The 2,880-nt window shown below is 70.2% G+C and carries 3 protein-coding genes; all 3 read right to left on the bottom strand.

Going from position 1 to position 2,880, the window contains the following annotated elements:
- Positions 1-502: dihydroxy-acid dehydratase (locus RIF89_RS13380; protein WP_309069586.1), on the bottom strand; the 502-nt coding region annotated here is incomplete at its 3' end.
- Between the two features lie 77 nt (positions 503-579).
- Complete coding sequence (gene otsB, locus RIF89_RS13375; RefSeq protein WP_309069585.1) at positions 580-1,368, bottom strand: trehalose-phosphatase; 789 nt, start codon at positions 1,366-1,368, stop codon at positions 580-582.
- Between the two features lie 17 nt (positions 1,369-1,385).
- Entirely contained in the window at positions 1,386-2,816 is a 1,431-nt protein-coding gene (locus tag RIF89_RS13370; protein ID WP_309069584.1) for a trehalose-6-phosphate synthase, read from the bottom strand.
- Positions 2,817-2,880: the final 64 nt, after the last annotated feature.

Genomic DNA, 2,880 nt, shown 5'->3' with positions numbered 1-2,880 from the left:
CCGACAGCTTCACCCAGCCGGGCGCGATCGATCCGGCGTACAGGAACACGCTCGACAGCCCCAGGCGGGCGCTCGCCATCAGCATGCCCGGGATGGACTTGTCGCAGCCCGCGAGCAGCACCGTGCCATCGAGGCGCTCGGCCTGGATGACGGTCTCGACGCTGTCGGCGATCACCTCGCGGGACACGAGCGAGAAGTGCATGCCCTCGTGGCCCATCGAGATGCCGTCCGAGACGGAGATGGTGCCGAACTGCAGCGGGTAGCCGCCGCCCGAATGCACGCCCTCCTTGGCGCCCTGCGCCAGGCGGTCGAGGCTGAGGTTGCAGGGAGTGATCTCGTTCCAGCTGGAGGCGATGCCGATCTGCGGCTTGTCCCAGTCCGCGTCGCCCATGCCGACCGCTCGCAGCATGCCTCGCGACGTTGTCGCCTCGATGCCGTCCGTGACGACGCGGCTGCGGGGCTTGATGTCGGGCGTTGCGGACGGTGAAGCGTGGTCGACCATGTTCGGAAGTCTATGCCGGTGCACGGGGCCTCCCCGTCCGCCGAAGCAGAGCGCTCCGCCGGTCGGGAAAGACCGATTCAGGATGCTCGCGCGTCGGCCAGTGCGGTGAGCAACTCTGCGAGCTCGAAGGGATCGGCGACGCGCACACGGGCCGCCGTCTCTCCGTCGCCCACGCGGATCCCGAGGTCGCTCTCGCCGAGCGTGCGCAGCGCGTCCTCGTCCGTCACGTCGTCGCCCGCGAACAGCACGGCGGTGGCGCCCGTCTCGGCGCGCAGACGCGCCACGGCGGTGTCCTTGCCCTCGTGCCGCCACGCGTATTCGATGACGTTCTTGCCCGTACGGCGGCGCCACTCGGGCGCACGCTCGGCCACGAGCGCGTCCACGACGTCCTGCGCGCGCGCCGTGTCCGCCTCGGTGGACAGTCGCGTGTGCAGCGCGAAGCCGTACGCCTTGGTCTCGACCCAGGCGCCGCCGATCCCGTCGATGGCCCGCTCCGCGTCGGCGACCAGCGCCTGGGCGCTCGCCCTCCGTTCGGCGACGTCGGGCGTCGTGACATCCTCGACCGCGACGTCGATGCCTTCCGGGCGCCAGTGCTCGGCGCCGTGCGAGCCGGCGAGCCACACGGCCGAGTCGTCCGCATGCTCCCCGATCACCCTCAGGTCGGCGAGCTGGCGGCCCGAGACGAACGCCACGACCGTTTCGGGCAGCGCCACGAGGCGCTGGACGGCGGCGGCCGTCTCGGGCAGGGCCCTGACGGCCATCGGGTCATCGCCCAGCGGTGCCATCACGCCGTCGAAGTCGAGCGCGACGAGAAGCCGGTCCGTCCGCGCGAGGTCCTTCACCTCTGCCGTCCAGGCGGGGCTCATGCGGGTCTCCGTTCGCGTCAGCGGCGCTCGTTGCGCGCCGTGCGGATCTTGTGGATGTCGCTCAGGAAGTCGTGCGACCAGTCCTCGACGTCGTGATCGAGCACCCGGCGACGCAGCGCGCGCATCCGGCGGGACTGCTCCCCCGGCGACATGTCGACGGCGCGCATGATCAGGTCCTTCATGCCGTCGATGTCGTGCGGGTTGACCAGCAGCGCGCTGGTCAGCTCGTCCGCCGCGCCGGCGAACTCGCTCAGCAGCAGCACGCCCGAGTTGTCGGTGCGCGAGGCGACGTACTCCTTGGCGACCAGGTTCATGCCGTCGCGCAGAGCCGTGACGAGCATGACGTCCGCCGCGAGGTACAGCGCGACCATCTCCTCGCGCGGGAAGCCCTGGTGCAGGTACCGGATTGCCGTGTGGTGCATCGTGTCGTAGTCGCCGTTGATGCGGCCGACCGTCAGCTCGATCTCGTCACGCAGCTCGGCGTACGCGTCGACGCGCTGGCGGGAGGGGCTGGCGACCTGCACGAGCGTGGCGTCGCCCACACTCAGCCGGCCGTCCTGCAGCAGCTCCCCGAACGCCTTCAGCCGGTGCCGGATGCCCTTGGTGTAGTCGAGCCGGTCGACGCCGAGCAGGATCGTCTTGGGGTTCCCGAGCTGCTCGCGGATCTCGACCGCGCGGGCACGCACCTTCGGGTCCGCGGCGAGGTCGATGTACGACTGGGCGTCGATCGAGATCGGATAGGCCTTGGCGATCGCGACCCGCGACTCCTCGCCGTCCTGCGGCGACGCCACCACGATCTCGTTCGATCGGGTCGTGTGGTGCAGCACCCGACGCACCGAGCGCTGGAAGTTGCCCGCGTCGGCCTGACGCTGGAAGCCGATCACGTCGGCACCGAGCAGACCCTCCAGCACCTGACGCCGCCACGGCAGCTGCGAGTACAGCCCGTATGCGGGGAAGGGAATGTGGTGGAAGTAGCCGATCGTCACGTCCGGACGCAGCTCGCGCAGCATCTTCGGCACGAGCTGCAGCTGGTAGTCCTGCACCCACACGACACCGCCCGGTTCGACAGCACCGGCGGCGGCCTCCGCGAATCGTCGGTTCACGCGCACGTATGACTCCCACCAGGAGCGCCGGTACACGGGCGTCGCGATCACGTCGTGATAGAGCGGCCAGATCGTGCCGTTCGCGAAGCCCTCGTAGTACGACTCGATCTCGGCGGCGCTGAGCGGCACCGGCACGAGGCGCGAGCCGTCGAAGTCGAAGGGCTCGAGGTCGAGGTCGGGCTGACCGCCCCACCCGACCCAGGCGCGGTCGGGCTTGCGCATGACGGGCTCGAGCGCGGTCACCAGGCCGCCGGGGGAACGCCGCCAGCTCTCCTCGCCATCCGGCGTGATCACCCTGTCCACAGGAAGACGATTGGCGACGACGACGAGATCTGCGCGGGACATGGTTGCTCCTCCTCGGGGCTCTTTTTCACGGTATCAGCGGGCGGTTTCCGACGTCGGCCGGGTG

It is taken from the genome of Microbacterium sp. (assembly GCF_031178525.1).
Classification (GTDB): domain Bacteria; phylum Actinomycetota; class Actinomycetes; order Actinomycetales; family Microbacteriaceae; genus Microbacterium.
The sequence above is the reverse complement of the archived record's forward strand: the minus strand, read 5'-3'. Positions and strand labels throughout refer to the sequence as shown.

Excerpts from the sequence above, each read along its gene's own strand:
- RIF89_RS13370 (WP_309069584.1), bottom strand. The coding sequence starts at position 2,816 with ATGTCCCGCGCAGATCTCGTCGTCGTCGCCAATCGTCTTCCTGTGGAC.
- otsB (WP_309069585.1), bottom strand. The coding sequence starts at position 1,368 with ATGAGCCCCGCCTGGACGGCAGAGGTGAAGGACCTCGCGCGGACGGAC.